19 protein-coding genes are annotated in these 17,653 nt (G+C 71.4%); 10 read left to right on the plus strand and 9 right to left on the minus strand.

The window, feature by feature from the left end:
- Window position 1 precedes the first annotated feature (1 nt).
- Entirely contained in the window at window positions 2-124 is a 123-nt protein-coding gene (locus OG898_RS35690) for a hypothetical protein (protein ID WP_266962913.1), read from the minus strand.
- Window positions 125-307: 183 nt separating this feature from the next.
- Between OG898_RS35690 and OG898_RS35695 the strand changes: the two genes are divergently transcribed.
- The 4 genes from OG898_RS35695 to OG898_RS35710 all read left to right on the plus strand — a co-directional run bounded on the left by OG898_RS35695 (window position 308) and on the right by OG898_RS35710 (window position 3,603).
- Window positions 308-769 (plus strand): MarR family winged helix-turn-helix transcriptional regulator, encoded by a 462-nt coding sequence (locus OG898_RS35695; protein ID WP_250744269.1) that lies wholly within the window; start codon window positions 308-310, stop codon window positions 767-769.
- A 147-nt stretch (window positions 770-916) separates the two neighbouring features.
- Complete coding sequence (locus OG898_RS35700) at window positions 917-2,110, plus strand: NADP-dependent malic enzyme (RefSeq protein WP_250744270.1); 1,194 nt, start codon at window positions 917-919, stop codon at window positions 2,108-2,110.
- Between the two features lie 56 nt (window positions 2,111-2,166).
- Window positions 2,167-3,216, plus strand: a complete 1,050-nt coding sequence (locus tag OG898_RS35705; protein ID WP_266962916.1) for an NAD(P)-dependent alcohol dehydrogenase — start codon at window positions 2,167-2,169, stop codon at window positions 3,214-3,216.
- A gap of 75 nt (window positions 3,217-3,291) precedes the next feature.
- Window positions 3,292-3,603, plus strand: coding sequence for a putative quinol monooxygenase (locus tag OG898_RS35710; RefSeq protein WP_250744272.1), 312 nt, complete (start codon window positions 3,292-3,294; stop codon window positions 3,601-3,603).
- Window positions 3,604-3,689: 86 nt separating this feature from the next.
- On the opposite strand, the gene OG898_RS35715 is transcribed toward OG898_RS35710, so the two are convergent.
- Window positions 3,690-4,877, minus strand: a complete 1,188-nt coding sequence (locus tag OG898_RS35715) for a putative manganese transporter (RefSeq protein ID WP_266962919.1) — start codon at window positions 4,875-4,877, stop codon at window positions 3,690-3,692.
- Between the two features lie 212 nt (window positions 4,878-5,089).
- On the opposite strand from OG898_RS35715, the gene OG898_RS35720 reads away from it, so the two are divergent.
- The 3 genes from OG898_RS35720 to tatC all read left to right on the plus strand — a co-directional run bounded on the left by OG898_RS35720 (window position 5,090) and on the right by tatC (window position 7,512).
- On the plus strand, window positions 5,090-6,058 hold the full coding sequence (locus tag OG898_RS35720) for a cyclase family protein (RefSeq protein ID WP_250744274.1): 969 nt from the start codon (window positions 5,090-5,092) through the stop codon (window positions 6,056-6,058).
- Window positions 6,059-6,215: 157 nt separating this feature from the next.
- A complete protein-coding gene (gene tatA, locus OG898_RS35725; RefSeq protein ID WP_266962921.1) occupies window positions 6,216-6,494 on the plus strand; it encodes a Sec-independent protein translocase subunit TatA in 279 nt (92 codons plus the stop codon).
- 217 nt (window positions 6,495-6,711) lie between these two features.
- Window positions 6,712-7,512: a twin-arginine translocase subunit TatC gene (gene tatC / locus OG898_RS35730; RefSeq protein WP_250744356.1), complete on the plus strand. Its 801-nt coding sequence runs from the start codon at window positions 6,712-6,714 to the stop codon at window positions 7,510-7,512.
- A gap of 11 nt (window positions 7,513-7,523) precedes the next feature.
- Here the strand turns inward: tatC and OG898_RS35735 are convergent, their stop codons facing one another.
- On the minus strand, window positions 7,524-8,477 hold the full coding sequence (locus tag OG898_RS35735; protein ID WP_250744276.1) for an AraC family transcriptional regulator: 954 nt from the start codon (window positions 8,475-8,477) through the stop codon (window positions 7,524-7,526).
- 170 nt (window positions 8,478-8,647) lie between these two features.
- Between OG898_RS35735 and OG898_RS35740 the strand changes: the two genes are divergently transcribed.
- From OG898_RS35740 to OG898_RS35750, 3 genes are all read left to right on the plus strand, one after another.
- Complete coding sequence (locus OG898_RS35740) at window positions 8,648-9,493, plus strand: LLM class F420-dependent oxidoreductase (protein ID WP_266962924.1); 846 nt, start codon at window positions 8,648-8,650, stop codon at window positions 9,491-9,493.
- Between the two features lie 99 nt (window positions 9,494-9,592).
- The gene (locus tag OG898_RS35745; RefSeq protein ID WP_250744278.1) at window positions 9,593-10,420 is read left to right on the plus strand and encodes an SDR family NAD(P)-dependent oxidoreductase; all 828 of its coding nucleotides are present in this window, start codon (window positions 9,593-9,595) and stop codon (window positions 10,418-10,420) included.
- Between the two features lie 173 nt (window positions 10,421-10,593).
- Entirely contained in the window at window positions 10,594-11,439 is an 846-nt protein-coding gene (locus tag OG898_RS35750) for an SDR family oxidoreductase (RefSeq protein WP_266962927.1), read from the plus strand.
- 11 nt (window positions 11,440-11,450) lie between these two features.
- Here the strand turns inward: OG898_RS35750 and OG898_RS35755 are convergent, their stop codons facing one another.
- The 6 genes from OG898_RS35755 to OG898_RS35780 all read right to left on the minus strand — a co-directional run bounded on the left by OG898_RS35755 (window position 11,451) and on the right by OG898_RS35780 (window position 17,538).
- On the minus strand, window positions 11,451-11,642 hold the full coding sequence (locus OG898_RS35755) for a hypothetical protein (protein WP_266962929.1): 192 nt from the start codon (window positions 11,640-11,642) through the stop codon (window positions 11,451-11,453).
- Between the two features lie 96 nt (window positions 11,643-11,738).
- Entirely contained in the window at window positions 11,739-12,788 is a 1,050-nt protein-coding gene (locus OG898_RS35760; RefSeq protein ID WP_250744281.1) for a 3-oxoacyl-ACP synthase III family protein, read from the minus strand.
- Between the two features lie 78 nt (window positions 12,789-12,866).
- Window positions 12,867-13,556: an HAD family phosphatase gene (locus OG898_RS35765; RefSeq protein WP_250744282.1), complete on the minus strand. Its 690-nt coding sequence runs from the start codon at window positions 13,554-13,556 to the stop codon at window positions 12,867-12,869.
- On the minus strand, window positions 13,553-14,623 hold the full coding sequence (locus OG898_RS35770; RefSeq protein WP_250744283.1) for a ScbA/BarX family gamma-butyrolactone biosynthesis protein: 1,071 nt from the start codon (window positions 14,621-14,623) through the stop codon (window positions 13,553-13,555). The genes OG898_RS35765 and OG898_RS35770 overlap by 4 nt, the downstream gene beginning before the upstream one ends.
- 134 nt (window positions 14,624-14,757) lie before the next feature.
- Window positions 14,758-15,825 (minus strand): aldo/keto reductase, encoded by a 1,068-nt coding sequence (locus OG898_RS35775; protein WP_250744284.1) that lies wholly within the window; start codon window positions 15,823-15,825, stop codon window positions 14,758-14,760.
- A 156-nt stretch (window positions 15,826-15,981) separates the two neighbouring features.
- The gene (locus OG898_RS35780; RefSeq protein ID WP_250744285.1) at window positions 15,982-17,538 is read right to left on the minus strand and encodes an MFS transporter; all 1,557 of its coding nucleotides are present in this window, start codon (window positions 17,536-17,538) and stop codon (window positions 15,982-15,984) included.
- Window positions 17,539-17,653 lie beyond the last annotated feature (115 nt).

Genomic DNA, 17,653 nt, shown 5'->3' on the forward strand with positions numbered 1-17,653 from the left:
GTCAGTCGATGCCCCGCCAGATGTGCTGCTCCAGGTCGTCGCCCTCGTCCTCACCGGCCAGCAGCGGTCTCGGGGCGCGGCCTTCGGCGGCGAGCGGGGCTTCGGATGGGGAACGGTGTTCCACGCTGGACTTCCCTTCGGACGAGACGGCTCCTGCGACACGGAGAGTACATAAGATATCTACACACCCTAAGATATCGAATAAATAAGGAGGCCGTCCGTGCGGCGGCTCCGGAGGGAGCGCGTTCCGCGGAAGAAGCCGCAGGAGTCGTATATCACTAAGAGATATGCGGGTAACCTGGGGTTCATGGAGTCGTCGTCACGCGAGCGCCTGGGGCGCCACATCAAGCAGGTCGAGCAGGAACTGACCTCCGCCAAGCACGTGGCCCTGCGCCCCTTCAAGATCAACGTCCCGCAGTACAGCGTGCTGTACGCGCTGCTGCAGGAGCCCGGCCTCTCGGGCGCCGTGCTGGCGCGGCGCTGCATGGTCACCCCCCAGACCATGTCCTCGGTCCTCTCGACCCTGGAGAGCCACGCCCTGGTCGAGCGCAAGCCGCATCCGGTGCACAGCCACATCCTGGAGGCGCGGCTGACCCGCAGCGGCCGGTCGCTGATCGCCAAGGCCGACGCCGCCGTCGCCGAGGTCGAGCAGCTGCTGACGGACTGCTTCGACAACGCGGAGGAGAAGCGGTTCCTGGAGTACCTGGAACGGTGCTCCCAGGCGCTGGCCGCGCGGCCGGCCGCGGGGACCAAGAAGGCGAGCGGCTGAGGCCGCGCCCGCCGCGGGCGGGCGGGCACCGACGGGCCGAGTCACCTCTCCCTGAGAGTCAGAGTTCTTGCAGATATAAGATCTCTTACATACAGTGAGGGGCGAACGGGCATCTCGTGATGCCTACGGTCGACTCGAGGAACCCTCATGTCTGCAACCCCCGCCCCCACCCCCTCCTCCGCCCTCGACGAGGATCCGGTCTTCGCGCTGCACCGCGGCGGAAAGATGGCCGTCCGGTCCACCGTCGAGGTCGACACCGCGGAGCAGCTCTCCCTGGCCTACACCCCGGGCGTCGCCCGGGTGTGCACGGCGATAGCGGAAGACCCCTCCCTGGCCGACGAGTACACGTGGGCCTCGCGCACCGTGGCCGTGGTCACCGACGGCACCGCCGTCCTGGGCCTGGGCGACATCGGCCCCACCGCGGCCCTGCCGGTGATGGAGGGCAAGGCGATCCTGTTCAAGGAGTTCGCCGACATCGACGCCGTACCGATCTGCCTGGCCACCACCGACGTCGACGCCCTGGTCGAGACCGTCGTCCGGCTCGCCCCCTCCTTCGGCGGCATCAACCTCGAAGACATCAGCGCCCCGCGCTGCTTCGAGATCGAGGACCGGCTGCGCGCGGCCCTGGACATCCCGGTCTTCCACGACGACCAGCACGGCACCGCGATCGTCGCCCTGGCCGCGCTGCGCAACGCCGCCCGGTTCACCGGCCGCGAGCTGTCCGAACTGCGCGCCGTGGTGGCGGGCGCCGGCGCCTCCGGCATCGCGGTCAGCCGCATCCTGATCGAGGCGGGCATCGGCGACATCGCCGTCGCCGACAGCAAGGGGATGCTGCACACCGACCGCGAGGACCTCAACCCCGTCAAGGCCGCCCTGGCGCTGGACAGCAACGCCGCGGGCTACACCGGCTCGGTGGAGCAGGCGCTCCGGGGCGCCGACGTCTTCATCGGCCTGTCCGGTGCGACGGTCGCCGAGTCCGCGATCGCCACGATGGCCGAGGGCGCGATCGTCTTCGCGCTGTCCAACCCCACGCCCGAGGTGGCCCCCGCGGTCGCCGCGCAGTACGCGCGGATCGTCGCCACCGGGCGCAGCGACTTCCCCAACCAGATCAACAACGTGCTGGCCTTCCCCGGCATCTTCCGCGGCGCGTTCGACGCGCGGGCGACGACCGTGACCGAGGGCATGAAGCTCGCCGCGGCCGAGGCCATCGCGGACGTCATCGGCGCGGACGAGCTGCGCGCCGACTACATCGTGCCGAGCCCCTTCGACGCCCGGGTCGCCCCCGCGGTCGCCGCGGCCGTGGCCGAGCAGGCGCGCCGGGACGGCGTGGCCCGGCGCTGACCACGGCCCGGCCCCGCCCGACCATCGCATCCACGAACCGACAGGAGCATCCCCCCATGACCGACCAGGTACCCGCCTACGCGGCCCGGACCCCGGGCGCGCCGCTGGCGCGCACCACGATCGCGCGCCGCGCGGTGGGCGAGCACGACGTGCTCATCGACATCAAGTACGCCGGCATCTGCCACTCCGACATCCACCAGGCCCGCGACGACTGGGGTCCGGGAACCTTCCCGATGGTGCCCGGCCACGAGATCGCGGGAATCGTCGCGGCCACGGGCCCCGGCGTCACCAAGTACGCCGTCGGCGACCGCGTCGGCGTCGGCTGCTTCGTCGACTCCTGCCGTCGTTGCGAGAACTGCCGGCAGGGCCGGGAGCAGTTCTGCCTCGAGGGCGTGACCTTCACCTACAACAGCCTCGACAAGAACGGCGAGCCCACCCACGGCGGGTACAGCAGCCGCATCGTGGTGGACGAGAACTACGTCCTGGGCATTCCCGAGGGCATCGCGCTGGACGTCGCCGCCCCGCTGCTGTGCGCGGGCATCACCCTGTACTCCCCGCTCGCGCGCTGGAAGGCCGGACCGGGCAAGAACGTCGCGATCATCGGGCTCGGCGGGCTCGGCCACATCGGGGTCAAGATCGCGCACGCCCTCGGCGCCGAGGTCACCGTGCTCAGCCAGACGCTGAACAAGCGCGACGACGGGATCCGGCTGGGCGCGGACCACTTCCACGCCACGAACGACCCGGAGACCTTCACCAAGCTCGCGGGCTCCTTCGACCTGATCGTCTCGACGGTCTCCGCGACGCTCGACATGGACGCGTACCTGGGCCTGCTGAAGACCGACGGCGCGCTGGTCAACGTCGGCGCCCCCGCGCTCCCGAACTCGGTGAGCATGCACTCGCTGATCGGCGGCAACAAGACCCTCGCCGGCTCGATGATCGGCGGCATCGCGGAGACCCAGGAGATGCTGGACTTCTGCGCCGCGCGCGGTCTGGGCACGGAGATCGAGGTGATCTCCGCGGAGCAGATCAACGAGGCCTACGAGCGGGTCACCGCCAGCGACGTCCGCTTCCGCTTCGTGATCGACGCGGCGACGTTCGCCGCCTAGGACCGCCGCCGCGGGCTGCCCGGGGCCCGTCTCCGGGCAGCCCGCGCACGCATGACGCACCGTGAGGAGAGACCCGTGTACCACATCGCCGTGTCCTTCGACGTGCCCGCCGAACGGCGTGAGCAGTTCGTCGCCGCCGCGCTCGTCGACGGCAGGGACTCGCTGGCCGACGAGCCGGGGACCCGCCGCTTCGAGCTGATCGAGGACGCGCAGGACCCGAACCGCTTCTACCTGAACGAGGCCTACACCGACGAGGCCGCCTTCGACGCCCACTGCGCCGGGGAGCACTTCGCCCGGTTCTTCGCGGTGATCGAGGAGTTCGCCCGGGGCCCGGTGTGGCTGATCCGCGGCACCCGGGTGGAGCAGGCCGCCGCGGTCTCCGCCTGATCCCTGCGCGCACACGTGAGACGGGCCCGGTGTGGGTGACACCGGGCCCGTCTCACGTGGGGGGCGGGGCGGGTGCCCGCCCCGGCTCAGGACAGCAGCAGCATCGCGAAGCCCACGACCAGCGCGGGGAACGTGGTCAGCACCGCGGTCAGCAGCGCCGCCCGGCCGTCCCGGGCGATCAGCGGAAGGAGCGCGTCCCCGTCCTGGCTGACCGCGTTGGCGACCAGGGTGGACAGCGGCGCGACGCCGGCGATGTACAGGGCGGTGAAGGCGATCTGCACCGCGCAGCCCGGGATCAGCCCGATGGCGGCGCCGACCAGGACGCCCAGCCAGCCCTGCAGGGGCAGTTGGCTGCCGTCGAAGCCGGTGAGCGTGTGGACCAGGGACCACAGGACGTAGATGGCGGAGACCCAGACCACGATCATGGCGAACTCGTGCGCCCCGGCGGCCAGCGCGAGTCCGGGCCGCTGCGGTGAGATGCCGTCGTCGTGCTGGGGCTTGCCCCGCTGGGCGACCATGACGGCGGCGGCGGTCAGCGTGCCGAGGCAGCCGAGGATCAGGTACAGGTTGTAGCCGCCCGTGAGCCGCGTCAGGGTCTGCTCGTCGACCAGCTGGAACGCGAGGGGCACCGCGACGAGGGAAGCGACGCCGGCCACCCACCACAGCGTCAGCGTGAGCGGGCCCAGCGGTGCGGGCTCGGGTACGGCGGGCTCGGGTACGGCGGCGACGGAACCGGTACGGGCCGGGGAACCGTGCTTGCCGCGGGAGCCGCCCGAGACGGTCCCACCGGAGCCGGAGCCGGAGCCGGAGCCCACGAGCACCAGCTCCCGGACCATCGCGGGAGTCTCGGCGCGGGACTCCTTGCCCCGCTTGGCGAAGCGCTCGGGCGTCAGCCGCAGCGCGTCCACCAGGTAACCGGTGACCAGGCCGGTGGCGAAGAGCAGCAGGTGCACCTTGAGCGCCATCAGGGGCTTGGCGGCGAAGATCACCCAGGAGGAGTCGCCCATCGTCGCGGTCACGCCGGCGACGACGGTGCCGAACGAGACCGTCCCCCGGGTGTACAGCGGCGTCAGCAGCAGCGCGCCCGCGCAACCGGGCGAGACACCGAGCAGTGCGCCCACCAGCGGCCCGACCCTGCGCCGCTCCTCCAGTACCGCGACCAGCCGGTGTCCGTACCGCCAGCGCAGCCAGGCGAAGGCTCCCACCAGGAGGGCGACGAACACGCCGACCTGCATGAAGCCGTCCGCCAGCGGGCGGATCAGGGTCTCGATCACTTGTGGTGCTCCTTGAGCTGAGGGACGGACACACGGCGTCGACGGCGCACCGGCGCCGCACGAGAGCTAGTATAAGATCTCTTACAGCACTTAGAAACCAGAGAGTTGATCGAACTCTGATTCATGGATTACGATCCCCGCATTCTTCCCGTCAACTAGACGGCTTATAAGGGACGTTGAGCTGCACGCAGCTCTGCGAGAGGAGCTTCACCATGTGCGGACCTCAGGTCATGCACGCCGTTTACGGCGACACTTTCTGCGCTGAGCACGACCAGATCCCGACCCGCCAGGCGGGCAGCGAGAACGGCATCCAGACCGCGGGCGAGGCCCGCAGGTCCGGCTTCGGGGCCGGCACCGGCCGCCGGAAGCTCCTCGGTGTGGCCGGCGCGCTCGGCGCCACGGTCGCCGGCATGGGCCTGCTGGGCTCCAAGCCGGCCGTCGCCGCCACCTCGGCCGCCGGGAACATCGACAAGCTGTTCTCCCGCGGCCGCCGGGTCGTGGACATGAGCCACCCCTTCGGCACCGACTTCCCCGTCTACCAGCCCTACGTCGCCTCGCCGAAGATCTGGCAGGTGGCCTCGGTGGACAAGGAGGGCTACAACACCAACCTGCTCACGATCGACGAGCACAGCGGTACGCACATGGACGGCCCGAAGCACTTCAGCAACGGCCAGATCACCTCGGACCAGATCGCCGCCGAGGACCTGATCGCCCCCATGGTCATCATCCGGACCGAGGAGCGCGCCAAGCAGAACCCGGACGCGCTGCTCACCTACGACGACCTGAAGAAGTGGGAGGCCCGCTACGGCCGCATCCCCAAGGGCGCGATCATCTGCATGGACAACGGCTGGTACAAGCGCATCCACACGCCGGAGAAGATCTTCAACCGCGACGAGGCGGGCCACCCGCACTTCCCGGGCATCGGCTGGGACGCGGCGGAGTTCCTCCAGTCGCAGCGCGACGTCGTCGGTGTCGCCACCGACGCCCCGAGCATGGACTCCGGCGCCCACGACGTGATCGACCCCAAGGCGCACAAGATCCTGCTGCCCACCGGCCACTACGGCATCGAGTGGACCGCCAACATGGACCAGCTGCCGGACAACGGCGCGATCGCCGTCATCGGTCTGCTCAAGCACGTCGGCGGCTTCAGCGGCCCGGTCCGCATGTTCGGCATCTACTGACGCGTCCCGTGACGACGCGTCACGGTTGACGCGTTCGCGCCGAAGCGCACCGCCGGACCCCCGCGGCAGACCGCAGGGCCCGTCCCTCCGGTCTGCCGCGGACCCCCGCAGACCACGGCACCTCGCTCCAGCCACCCCGCCCGGAAGGCAATCCCTGATGTTCGGAAAGATCGGCGCCCCCGAGATACTCCTGCTCCTCGTCGCCGTCGTGCTGCTGTTCGGCGCGAAGAAGCTTCCCGACCTGGCGCGGTCGGTGGGCAAGTCGGCCCGCATCCTCAAGAGCGAGGCCAAGGCGATGAAGACCGACACCGCCCGGCCCCAGGCCCCGGCCGACCCGCCCGGCGACCCCGCGCACCAGGCACCGCTCGGCCTGGAAGCCGCCCCGGCTCACGCGGTCGGCCCGCGCGAGCCCGCCGGTGTGACGACACAGCGCTGATCCGGAGCGGGCCGCCGCCCGGCCCGCCGCACGAGATGGGGACGTGAAGTTGCTCAGGTCTGCCCGCACGCCGTCAGCCCCGGCTCCCTACACGGACGCCGAGGAGCTCGAGGACACTTGGGCGCGGCCCACCGCTGACCGGCGGACCGCGGCCCCCCGCGAACCGGCCGCACCCGGGAGCGCGCGAGCCCGGGACAAGGCCGTCGGCAGGGGCCAGATGCCGCTCGCGGACCACCTGCGCGAGCTGCGCAACCGGCTGGCCAAGGCGCTCCTGGCCGTGGTGGTCGTGGCCGCGGCCGCGGGCTTCGGCTACACCGGCATCATCGATCTCGTCACCGCCCCGATCCTGGGCGCGGTCGGCTGCGATCCGGGCCTTGCCGAGGCCGTCCGCGACCCGGACGTCCCGTGCGCCCGCATCGTGATGAACGGCCTGCTCATCCCGTTCACCCTGGCACTGAAGGTCTCCCTGGTGGCGGGGGTGGTGCTGGCCTCGCCGGTCTGGCTGTACCAGTTGTGGGCGTTCATCGCGCCCGGTCTGCACCGGCAGGAGAAGAAGTACGCGCTGCTCTTCGCCGGAGCGGGCTTCCCTCTCTTCGCCACCGGCGCCTACGTCGCCTACCGGACGCTGCCGACGATGGCGCGGGTCCTGCTGGACTTCACCCCCGCCGACGTCGACAACCAGCTGCCGCTCGACAGCCTGCTCGACCTGATCACCCGGATGGCGGTGGTCTTCGGCCTGGCCTTCGAACTGCCGCTGCTGCTGGTCATGCTCAACCTGACCGGCATGGTCTCCGGCCGGCGCATGCTCACCTGGTGGCGCCACATGTTCGTCGGGATCACCTTGTTCGCGGCGATCGCCACCCCCAGTACCGACCCGCTGAGCATGCTGGCGCTGGCGGTGCCGGTCTGGATGCTCTACCTCGCCGCCACGGCCGTCTCCCTGCTCCTCGACCGGCGCCGGGCCGAGGCCCCTGCGGGGCCCGGCGACGACGAGGCCTCCGTCCTGGACCCGGCGTGAGTGTGCGGGGCTCAGGCGGCGGGCTGCGCCTGGGCGGCCCGCCGGTAGCGGCCGGGAGCGATGCCCAGTTCCCGGGAGAAGGCGCGGGAGAAGGTGAACTCGGAGGCGTAGCCGACGGCTTCGCCGATGTCGCCGACCAGATCGTCCGTCTCGCGCAGCAGCCGGGCGGCCCGGTCGACGCGCAGCCGGGACACGTACGCGAGCGGGGCGGCGCCGACCAGTTCCCTGAACTGCCGAGCGAAGGCGGGGCGCGACATCGCGACCTCGCGCGCCAGGCTCTCCACCGTCCACGGAGCCTGCGGCGTCTCGTGGACCAGCGAGAGCGCGGCGCCGATCCGCGGATCGTGCAGCGCGGTGAGCCAGGACCGCTGCCGCGCTCCCGTGCCGGCCTCGGAATCGGCGAGGTCGAGCCAGGCGCGGATCACCTGGACGAACAGGACGTCGGTCAGGCGGGCGGCCACGACCCGCGCTCCGGGCCGGGTGCGGGTGGTCTCGGCGATCAGGAGCCGGACGATGGACTGCAGTTCGGCGTCGGCGCTCATGCCGGGAACGTGGATCACCGCAGGCAGGGCGGAGAGCACCGGGTGCCGGGCGGCGTCCCCTTCGTAGCTGAACTTTCCGCAGACCACGCGGACGACGGCCCCCAGGCCGCCGAGGTCGACGACGCCCTCGCGGCCCGGCGGGTGGGCCGCCTCCAGGTCGGCGTACGGCACCGCGTCCGCGTCCGGGGCTCCCACCAGGCTGTGCGGTTCGCCGCGCGGCAGCAGGACCACGTCTCCGGGCACCAGTTGCAGGGGCGGCTGCCCGGCGACGCGCAGCCAGCAGGCCCCTTCGGCCACCAGGTGGAAGCCGGCGGTGTTCTGCTGCTCCAGCGCGCAGCCCCAGCCGGGGCCGCGCGAGCGCAGCTGGGCGAGCAGGACCCCGTTGAAGCCGGTGGTGGCCAGTACGTCGGCTAGTACATCCATACCGTGCAGCCTATCCGTGGCAGCACCTTTCTGACGCATGGTCGAGACGAATCGTCAATTCTTCGATCGTTTCCGCCATGGAGAGTCTCTTCTCAGATCCCTAGAGTCAAAAACGAAGCAGCGCCCCGAAGCGCCTTCGACCACGCTCCGGCATGAAGGAAGACCCACCCATGAAGCTAGGCATCGCCATGTTCCCCGCGGACTTCGCGATCCGCCCCGACGAGCTCGCCCGGGCGGTGGAGGAGCGCGGCTTCGAGTCGCTCTTCCTGCCCGAGCACACCCACATGCCGGCCACGGAGCGCACCCGCAAGGAGATCGGGGAGCTGCCCGCGCACTTCTCGCGGACCCACGACCTGTTCGTGGCCCTGTCCTACGCCGCCGCCGCGACCCGCGAGCTGCTCGTGGCCACCGGGATCTGCCTGGTGACGCAGCGGGACCCGATCGCCACGGCCAAGGCGGTCGCCAGCCTGGACGAGCTCTCCGGCGGCCGGGTGCTGTTCGGGGTGGGCGCCGGCTGGATTCCCGAGGAGATCGAGAACCACGGCACCGACCCCGCACGCCGCTGGGCCGTACTGGCCGAGCGGGTCAAGGCGATGCGTGAGATCTGGACCCGGGAGGAGGCCGAGTTCCACGGGGAGCACGTGAACTTCAACCCGATCTTCTCCTGGCCCAAGCCCCGTCAGCGTCCGCACCCCCCGGTCCTGGTGGGCGGCGGGGGCCCGAACGTCGAACGCCGCGTACTGGACTTCGGCGACGAGTGGATGCCGCACGCCGGCATGCCGCTGGCCGAACTGTCCGCCCGCATCACCACACTGGGCCAGGCCGCCCTTCACATCGGCCGCTCCGGCACACCGCCGGTCACCGTCTTCGGCGCCGAACCCGACGCCGACGCCCTGCTGTCCCTGCGCGAGATCGGCGTCACGCGGGCGGTGCTCTACGCGCCCCCGTCCGACCCCGACAGCGTGCGGCGCTTCCTGGACCAGGCACAGCCGCTGATCGCCAAGGTCCAGGACTGACTCCCTCTCCCCCAGCTCTCCCCCCCCTTGCTTTCCCCACCCCCGCCGGCCGACCCGGCCGGCACCTCACCTGCGAACTCTTCGCGTATGGAGCACATCATGAGCAAGATCTGGTTCGTCACCGGTTCCTCCCGCGGCTTCGGCCGGAAGTACGTCGAGGCGGCCCTGTCGCGCGGCGACAAGGTCGTCGCGACGGCCCGCAACACCGAGACCCTCGCGGACCTGGTGGCCGCCCACGGCGACTCCGTCCTCGCACTGAAGCTGGACGTGACCGACAAGGACGCGGTGTTCGCCGCCGTCCAGCAGGCCCAGCAGCACTTCGGCCGCCTCGACGTCATCGTGAACAACGCCGGCTACGGCCTGTTCGGCGCCGTCGAGGAACTGACCGAGTCGGCCCTGCGCGACCAGCTGGAGACCAACCTCTTCGGCGCCCTGTGGGTCACCCAGGCCGCCCTGCCCTACCTGCGCGCACAGGGCAGCGGCCACATCGTCCAGATCTCCTCCACCGGCGGCGTCGTCGCCTGGCCGCTCGTCGGCGGCTACCACGCCTCGAAGTGGGCGCTCGAAGGCCTCAGCGAGGCCCTGGCCCAGGAGGTCGCCGGCCTGGGCATCAAGGTCACCCTCGTCGAGCCCGGCGCGTACGCGACCGACTGGGGCGGCTCCTCCGCCGTCGGCGTCGACCCGATCGCCGTCTACGACGGGGTGCGCGACGCCCTGGGCGCGTTCATGCAGACCCTCGACTTCGGTGACCCGGGCGCTGCCGCCGCCGCACTGCTGAAGGTCGTCGACTCCGACAACCCGCCGCTGCGCGTCTTCTTCGGCACCCAGGGCAACGAGCTGCTCCCGGCGGCCTACGCCGACCGCCTCAAGGTCTGGGCCGACTGGCAGGACGTGGCCGTCGAGGCCCAGGGCACCAAGGCCGTCTGATGAGTGCAGCCGCCTGACCGAAGGGCGCCACCCGCCGCGGGGGCTGTGTCACGCCGGATCTCCGGTACGACGCAGCCCCCGCGGCGCGTTGGCGGGGGCTGTGTCGTACCGGGGGCGACCGTGCTAGGGTCCAACTAAGTCAGTCAACTAACTAACTCACTTACGGAGTCGCAATGATCGTGGTGACCGGCGCAACCGGCAACATCGGACGGACCTTGGTTCCCCTGCTGGCCGAGGCGGGCGAAGACGTCGTGGCCGTCTCGCGGCGGCCCGAGTTCGAAGGGCTCCCGGCCGGGGTCCGCCACGCCCGGGCCGACATGGGGAGCAGTGCGAGCATGCGGCCCGTCCTCGACGGCGCCGACGCCTTCTTCCTCCTGCTGGGCGGTGAGCTCAACGGCCACGGCGAAAGCCCGGATGCCCTGATCGACGCCGCCCTGGACGGTGGGGTCAAGCGGATCGTCCTGGTGTCCTCCCAGATCAACTCCACCCGCCCCGAGGCGCTCTCCCACGCCCGGCTGCGTGAGTTCGAGGCCGCCGTGCGTGCGTCCGGAGCGGACTTCACGATCCTGCGCCCGGGCGGCTTCGCCTCCAACGCCTTCGCCTGGGCCGAGTCGGTGCGCACCGGGCGCACGGCCTTCGCTCCGTTCGGCGACGTGGCCCTGCCGGTCGTCGACCCGGCCGACATCGCCGCGGTCGCCGCAGCGGCATTGCACGAGGACGGGCACGCGGGCCGTACGTACGAGCTGACCGGACCCGAGGCCATCAGCCCGCGCCGGCAGGCCGCAGCGATCTCCCGGGCCCTGGGCGAGGAAGTCGCCTTCGTGGAACTGTCCCGCGAGGGGGCCCGCGGCCACATGGCGCAGTTCATGCCCGAAGCGGTCATCGACGGCACCCTGGACATCCTCGGCGTCCCGCTGCCGGCCGAGCAGACGGTCAGCCCCGATGTGGAGAACGTCCTCGGCCGGCCGGCCGGGTCCTTCGACGAGTGGGTCGCGCGCAATCTGCCGGCCTTCCGGTAGAAGCCACCGGCCTAGGCATGCGGGATGTCTCCTGGCCGGGGCGCGGGGCGCGGGGCATGGGTGTGGTCCCCTCCGAAGAGCCGGGACAGCAGGGCGGCCTCGGCGCCCTGGCGCAGTCCGGCGCGCCGGTGTTCGACCGTCCGCGCGGGGTGAGGTGCCTGGTGCACGGGATCGAGCGCGGTCCACGGGGCGTGGGCGGTCATCGGGTCCTCCTTGAACGGGGGGGGGGTTGAGCCGCGCGGGCAACGGCCCCGGGGTCCGGGGCCGTTGCCCGCGCGCGTGTACCGGTCGGCCGTGGGTCAGCCGAGCGGGCTCGCCTCGAACTGCTGCTCCAGGCGGTCGGGCTGGGCGTAGCGGGTCGGCGCCCAGCGCATGAGGGCGGATCCGACGGTCATGCCTCCGCCGAAGCCGGCGAGCAGCACCACGTCCCCGTCGGCCAGCGCACCGCCCCGGTGGACGTGGTCGAGGGTGACCGGGACCGAGGCCGAACCGGTGTTGGCGTACCGGTCGAGCGCCAGGTGCAGGGTGGCGTTGCGCAGACCCAGGTCCGGCCAGACGTCGGCGAGCATCACGCCGTTGGCCTGGTGCGGGACGAAGTGCGCGACCTCGTTCGGGTGCACGTCGGCCTTGTCCAACAGGTCGCGCAGGGCGCCGGGGAGGTTCTCCTGGACGAAGTCGCGGACGCCGCGGCCGTCCATCCGGAAGAAGTGCCCGCCGTCCTCCAGGGTGCGCGCGCTCGCGGGCATCCTGCTGCCCCCGGCCGGGACGCTGATCAGCCGGTACTGGTCGCCCCGGGTGATGAGGCTGGTCTCGAACACCCCGCGGCCCTCGGGGACGGGGCCGAGCACGACGGCGCCCGCCCCGTCACCGAACAGGATCGCGGTCTTGCGGTCGGAGTAGTCCAGGATCCGCGAGTAGATGTCCGCGCCGATGACCAGCGCGTACTTGCCGTCGGCGGTGGCGCCCCTGAGCATGCGCTCCGCGACGGTCATGGCGTACACGAAGCCGCTGCACACGGCGTTCACGTCGAACGCGGCGGCGTTCACCGCCCCGATCAGGTGCTGCACGATGCTCGCCGTGGCCGGCTGCGGGTGGTCCGGCGTCGAGGTCGCCACCACGATGTACGCCACTTCCTCGGGGCGTATTCCGGTCTGCTCCAGGGCCCGGCGGGCCGCACGGGCCGCCAGGTCGGACGTGGCGTCGCGGTCGTCGGCCCTGCGCCGTTCCCGGATGCCGGTCTTGCGCACGATCCATTCGTCGGTGACTCCGGTGCTGCGCGCGATCTCCTCGTTCGTGACCACGTGGTCGGGCAGGTACGAGCCGGTTCCCAGGATTCCGATGGGGTTCATAGTGCCTCCAGTTCTGCGTCGGTCCGCCCGGTGCGGTGCGACGCTGTGCTCTGTCCGGTGTCGCCAGACCGCTCGGCCCTAGATCGCCGTCGCCGTCTGCTGCGTCACCAGCCGCTGCCAGCCGGCCCGGTCGGCGTGTGCGACCAGTTCCGGGTCCTGGCCCACCGCGACCGGGTGGCCGACCGCTTCCAGCAGCGCCAGATCGGTGATGTGGTCGCCGTAGGCGGTGCAGTGGGCCGGGTCCGCGCCCCGGAGCGCGGCCGTGACGCGGGCGACCCGGCCCTTGGCCGGGCCGATCATGGGGAACAGCACCTCGCCGGTGAGCCGGCCCCGGCGTTGCAGCGGCCGGGTGCCGAAGGCGGCGGTGGCGCCGACGTGCGTGGCGACCGGGTCGAGGCAGGCGAAGAAGGAGCCGGAGACCAGCACCAGTTCGTCACCCGCCGCGCGGTGCCCGGCCAGCGCCCGTTCGACCTCGGGGATGAACAGGCCGCTCCCCTGCCGCTGCTGCTCCTCCTGCTCGTACGCGAACCAGCGCAGGCCCGCCGCCGTCAGCGTCAGGACCTCCTCGCCCGCGTACAGCCGGTAGTAGCCCCGGTTGATCTCGGAACGCGGCGCCCCCCGCCGGGCCGCGGTGCGGAGCTCGCCGACCAGCCTGTCGTAGGTGCCCTCCGGCTCACCGCGCTCGCGCAGGTGGAACCGCAGGAACCGGAACATGCTCTTGACGCTGATCAGCGTCTCGTCGACGTCGGCGAACGCGAGGGTGCTCACTGGGCCGCGACCCGGGTCAGCAGGAAGGTGAAGACGCACAGGCTCTGGCCCTTCTGCGTGGCCTCGACGCGCACCGGGAGCTGCTCGGCGCCGTCGTCGGGGAGCTCCAGCAGGCCGCCCTGGGTGTAGGCGACGCCCGGTCCGGTGCGGGGGCGGGGGCCGATCTCGGCCGTCAGGACCGTGTCGTCCTCCAGCTCGCCGAACCGGGTGAAGCGCACGTCGATGTCGGTGGCGAGGGTCTTCGCGGTGGACATGCCCCGCAGTTCGAGCGCGGCGAACAGGGCCAGCTGGCGGGCGCCTTCGGCGATCACCATGCCGGGCAGGTGGTCCTGCGGGTGGTCGAACAGGCTCGCGTGCCGGACCGGTACGCGCAGCAGCGCCGAGGCGCTGTCGTGCGTGAGGGCGGGCTCGACCAGGACCACGTTGTCGAGGCTGGCCCGGCCGACCAGGTGCGGCGGGATCGGGGTGCCCGGCGTGGAGTGGGGGTAGGTGGCCGACGAGGGCAGGGCGTATCCGTCCCGGTTGTTCAGCCGCAGGGTCAGGTAGCCGGTGGGGCTCTTGAAGCGCAGGCCGAGCGTCGCCGTGCCGATGGCGGAGCCGTCGACGGAGAGGTCGAACTCGTAGTCCAGGCCGGTGACCCGGCCCTCGCGCTCCTTGCGGGCGACGATCTTGACGTGCAGGGCCAGGGCGCCCGGCGAGGAGCCGACGGTGACCTGCTGCGGGTGCGACAGGTGCAGGGACATGTGGGTGAGGATGAACTTGTGGTCCATGGCCACGCCGAAGAAGCGGTGCGCCCCGGCCAGGCCCGCCTGCCGGCAGGCCTCCAGGATCAGCAGCGGGTCGTGGGCCAGGGGGCGCAGCAGGTGGTCTCCGTAGTAGGCGTGCGAGCGCGGCAGCTGGGCTCCGGCGGCGTAGCTCGCCTCGTCGACCGGCTGCAGGTCGGTGAGGAAGACCTCGTTCAGCGCGTCGCGGTGCACCAGGAGGCGGTTCACGGTGCGGCTGTATTCGAGGGTGGGCCAGGCGGGGGGCGCGGGCTGCGCTTCGGGCCTGGCGGGTGCGGTGGTCATGGAGGACGTTCCGTTTCTGTCGGTGGTGGCGGTGGCGTCCGGCGTCTGCGGGCGGCTCGGGCGGGGACGCGCAGAGGGCCGACCCCTTGGGGATCGGCCCTCCATGTGCACGTCCGGCTCGTCCCGTCAGCGGGTCACGCGGGGTAGACGTCGCCCGGCAGCTTGCGGTCGGCGCCGACCGTGCCGATGTGCCAGTACGGGTAGGGGGCGGTGGTCTCGCTGACCTTGTCCAGGCGCTCCACCTCGTCGGAGGTCAGCTCCCACTCCATGGCCGCGAGGTTGTCCGCCAGCTGGTGCGGCTTGGTGGCGCCGATGACGGCGGAGGTGATGCCCGGCTTGGCCAGCACCCAGTTGATCGCCACCTGGGCGACGGTGGCGCCGCGCTCGTCGGCGATGGCGGCCATCTCGTCGACGATGTCGTAGGCCTGGTTCTCGTCGGTCAGCGGCGCCGACTCCGCCGGGGTGCGCTCGGCCAGGCGGCTGCCCTCGGGGCGGCCCTCACCGCGGCGGTACTTGCCGGTGAGGAACCCGCCGGCGAGCGGGGACCAGGCCGTGATGCCGACCTTCTGGTCGACGGCGAGCGGGATGATCTCGCGCTCCAGGTCACGGGCGGCGATGTTGTAGTAGCCCTGGTAGACGATGAACTTGCTGAGGTTGCGGCGGTCGGACACCGACAGCGCCTTCATCAGCTGCCAGCCGGCGTAGTTGGACACGCCGATGTAGCGGATCTTGCCCGAGCTCACCAGGTCGTCGAGGACCCGCAGGGTCTCGTCCAGCGAGGTGCGCGGGTCGAATCCGTGCATGTGGTAGATGTCGATGTAGTCGGTGTTGAGGCGGCGCAGGCTGCCCTCGACCGCGGCGGTCAGGTGGTGGCGGGTGGCACCGATGTCGTTCGGGTCGTCGGTGATGCGCCAGCGTCCCTTGGTGCCGATGATCACGCGGTCCCGGACCTTGGCCAGGGTCTTGCCGAAGAACTCCTCGCCCATGCCGTTCTTGTAGACGTCGGCGGTGTCGAAGAAGTTGATGCCCGCGTCGAGCGCCTGGTCCATCATCTTCAGGACGTTCTGGTCCTCGACCGTGCCGAACTCGGACCAGTTGCGGTCCTCGGCGCCGAGGAAGGACGCGCCGCCGCCGAAGGTCATGGCGCCGAAGCACAGTTCCGAGACGGCCAGGCCGGTGTCGCCGAGGTAGCGGTAACGCATGATGTCTGCTTTCTCTTGTCGGTTCACGGTGGGTGGCGCGCGCCGCTCGGGGCGGCGCGCGGCGTTCGTGAGACGGAAGGGGGGGAGTGCCCGGCGGCTTCAGCGGGGGAACTGCGCGGCACGGGGCACTCCCGGTAGGGAGCGACGCCTGCGGGCTCAGCCGGTGGCGTCGGTGAGTTCCCGGTCCTTGATGACCAGGAAGGTGACGATCGCGCCGGCCAGGGCGAGGGCGGCCAGGGCGAAGAAGGCGATGTGCATGCTGGAGGTGAGGCTCGCCGTGACGGCCTCCAGGGCGTCGGCGCGCTGCGAGGGTGCGATGCCGGCGAGGGTCTCGTCGAGGCGGCCCTGGGTGGCCTCGCCGGCCAGGCTCTGGGCCCGGTCGGCGAGTTCGGGGGCACGTTCGGCCAGGTCACTGCGGGTGAGGGAGGCCAGGAAGCCGCCGGCGGAGGCGATCGCGACGGACTCGCCGGCGATGCGCATGGTGTTGAAGATGCCGGAGGCCATGCCGGCCCGCTCCACCGGGACCACGCTGACGGCCGCGTTGTCCATGGCTCCGAAGGCGGAACCCACGCCGAGTCCGAAGACCAGGAGCGGGCCCGCGATCTCGTACCAGGGCTGACCCGGTTCCAGGACGACGAGCCACAGCGAGCCGACGGTGATCAGCAGGGAGCTGGCGGTGAGCAGGACCCGGGAGGAGACCCGGCCCGCGACCGTCCGGCCGACGACCAGCGGCAGGATGAAGACGGGCAGGGTCAGCGGCAGCAGCAGTGCGCCGGACATGGTGTTGCCCGCGCCGCCGACCCCGTTGAAGTACGGCGGCAGGAAGGTCAGCAGCACGACGAAGCCGAAGGTGATGGTGAAGGGCTGGCAGACGACCACGACGAAGGTCGGGTTGCGGAACAGCGACAGGTCGAACATCGGGCGGGCGACGCGGAGTTCGACCAGCACGAAGGCGGCCATGAACAGCACGAACCCGGCGAGCGAGCCCAGGGTCGGCGCCGTCAGCCAGCCGCTCGCGCCGCCCTCGACGAAGGCCAGGGCGAGGAAGAACAGGCTGCCGCTGAAGGTGACCAGGCCGCCCCAGTCGACCGTGGTGGCGTTGGGGTCGCGGGACTCCTTGATCTTCGACATCAGGGTCAGCGCGACGATGCCGACCACGACGTTCAGCCAGAACACCGTACGCCAGCCGGCCAGGTTGACCAGTGCTCCGCCCAGGATCGGGCCGAGGGCGAGGCCGGCACCGAACGAGGCGCCGAGCACGCCGAAGGCCTGGGTGCGCTTTCGGCCCTCGAAGGACGCGGCCATGATCGCGGCGCCGCTGGTGAGGACGCCTGCGGCGCCGATGCCCTGCAGGGCGCGGGCGATGTCCAGCAGCACGATGCTCGTGGACAGTGCGGACACGGCCGACATCGACATGAAGACGACGGCGCCGATGGCCAGGATGCGACGGCGGCCGAAGCGGTCGGCGAGCGAGCCGGCGGCCAGCATGCAGGCCGCGAAGGTGACTCCGTAGGCGTTCTGCACCCACTGGCCGGCGGCGACGCTGGCTCCGAGGTCGACCGTGAGGTCGGGCAGGGCGACCGCCGGCGCGGTGACCGCGAGCGGCAGCAGGATGCTGGCGAGCGCGACCGCGATCAGCGTGGGCGCGCCGCTCGTCTCCTTGCGCTGCGCCGGCGCCGGCACCGGCGGTCGGGCGTCGGTCTGGGTGCTCATGCCCCCTCTTTCTCTCTGTTCGGCAGGCAAAACAATATCCTATCTCGATGGACTGTAAGAGATCTTACAGGTACCGTCAATAGGAGAACATGAAGATCACTTACCACCAATCCCC

The organism is Streptomyces sp. NBC_00193 (genome assembly GCF_026342735.1).
In the GTDB taxonomy this organism is placed as follows: Bacteria; Actinomycetota; Actinomycetes; order Streptomycetales; family Streptomycetaceae; genus Streptomyces; species Streptomyces stoeckheimensis.

Bases quoted from the DNA above. Each gene is read 5' to 3' on its own strand.
- OG898_RS35695 (WP_250744269.1), top strand. From the start codon at position 308: ATGGAGTCGTCGTCACGCGAGCGCCTGGGGCGCCACATCAAGCAGGTC.
- OG898_RS35700 (WP_250744270.1), top strand. From the start codon at position 917: ATGTCTGCAACCCCCGCCCCCACCCCCTCCTCCGCCCTCGACGAGGAT.
- OG898_RS35705 (WP_266962916.1), top strand. From the start codon at position 2,167: ATGACCGACCAGGTACCCGCCTACGCGGCCCGGACCCCGGGCGCGCCG.
- OG898_RS35720 (WP_250744274.1), top strand. From the start codon at position 5,090: ATGTGCGGACCTCAGGTCATGCACGCCGTTTACGGCGACACTTTCTGC.
- tatA (WP_266962921.1), top strand. From the start codon at position 6,216: ATGTTCGGAAAGATCGGCGCCCCCGAGATACTCCTGCTCCTCGTCGCC.
- tatC (WP_250744356.1), top strand. From the start codon at position 6,712: ATGCCGCTCGCGGACCACCTGCGCGAGCTGCGCAACCGGCTGGCCAAG.
- OG898_RS35735 (WP_250744276.1), bottom strand. From the start codon at position 8,477: ATGGATGTACTAGCCGACGTACTGGCCACCACCGGCTTCAACGGGGTC.
- OG898_RS35740 (WP_266962924.1), top strand. From the start codon at position 8,648: ATGAAGCTAGGCATCGCCATGTTCCCCGCGGACTTCGCGATCCGCCCC.
- OG898_RS35745 (WP_250744278.1), top strand. From the start codon at position 9,593: ATGAGCAAGATCTGGTTCGTCACCGGTTCCTCCCGCGGCTTCGGCCGG.
- OG898_RS35750 (WP_266962927.1), top strand. From the start codon at position 10,594: ATGATCGTGGTGACCGGCGCAACCGGCAACATCGGACGGACCTTGGTT.
- OG898_RS35755 (WP_266962929.1), bottom strand. From the start codon at position 11,642: ATGACCGCCCACGCCCCGTGGACCGCGCTCGATCCCGTGCACCAGGCA.
- OG898_RS35760 (WP_250744281.1), bottom strand. From the start codon at position 12,788: ATGAACCCCATCGGAATCCTGGGAACCGGCTCGTACCTGCCCGACCAC.
- OG898_RS35770 (WP_250744283.1), bottom strand. From the start codon at position 14,623: ATGACCACCGCACCCGCCAGGCCCGAAGCGCAGCCCGCGCCCCCCGCC.
- OG898_RS35775 (WP_250744284.1), bottom strand. From the start codon at position 15,825: ATGCGTTACCGCTACCTCGGCGACACCGGCCTGGCCGTCTCGGAACTG.
- OG898_RS35780 (WP_250744285.1), bottom strand. From the start codon at position 17,538: ATGAGCACCCAGACCGACGCCCGACCGCCGGTGCCGGCGCCGGCGCAG.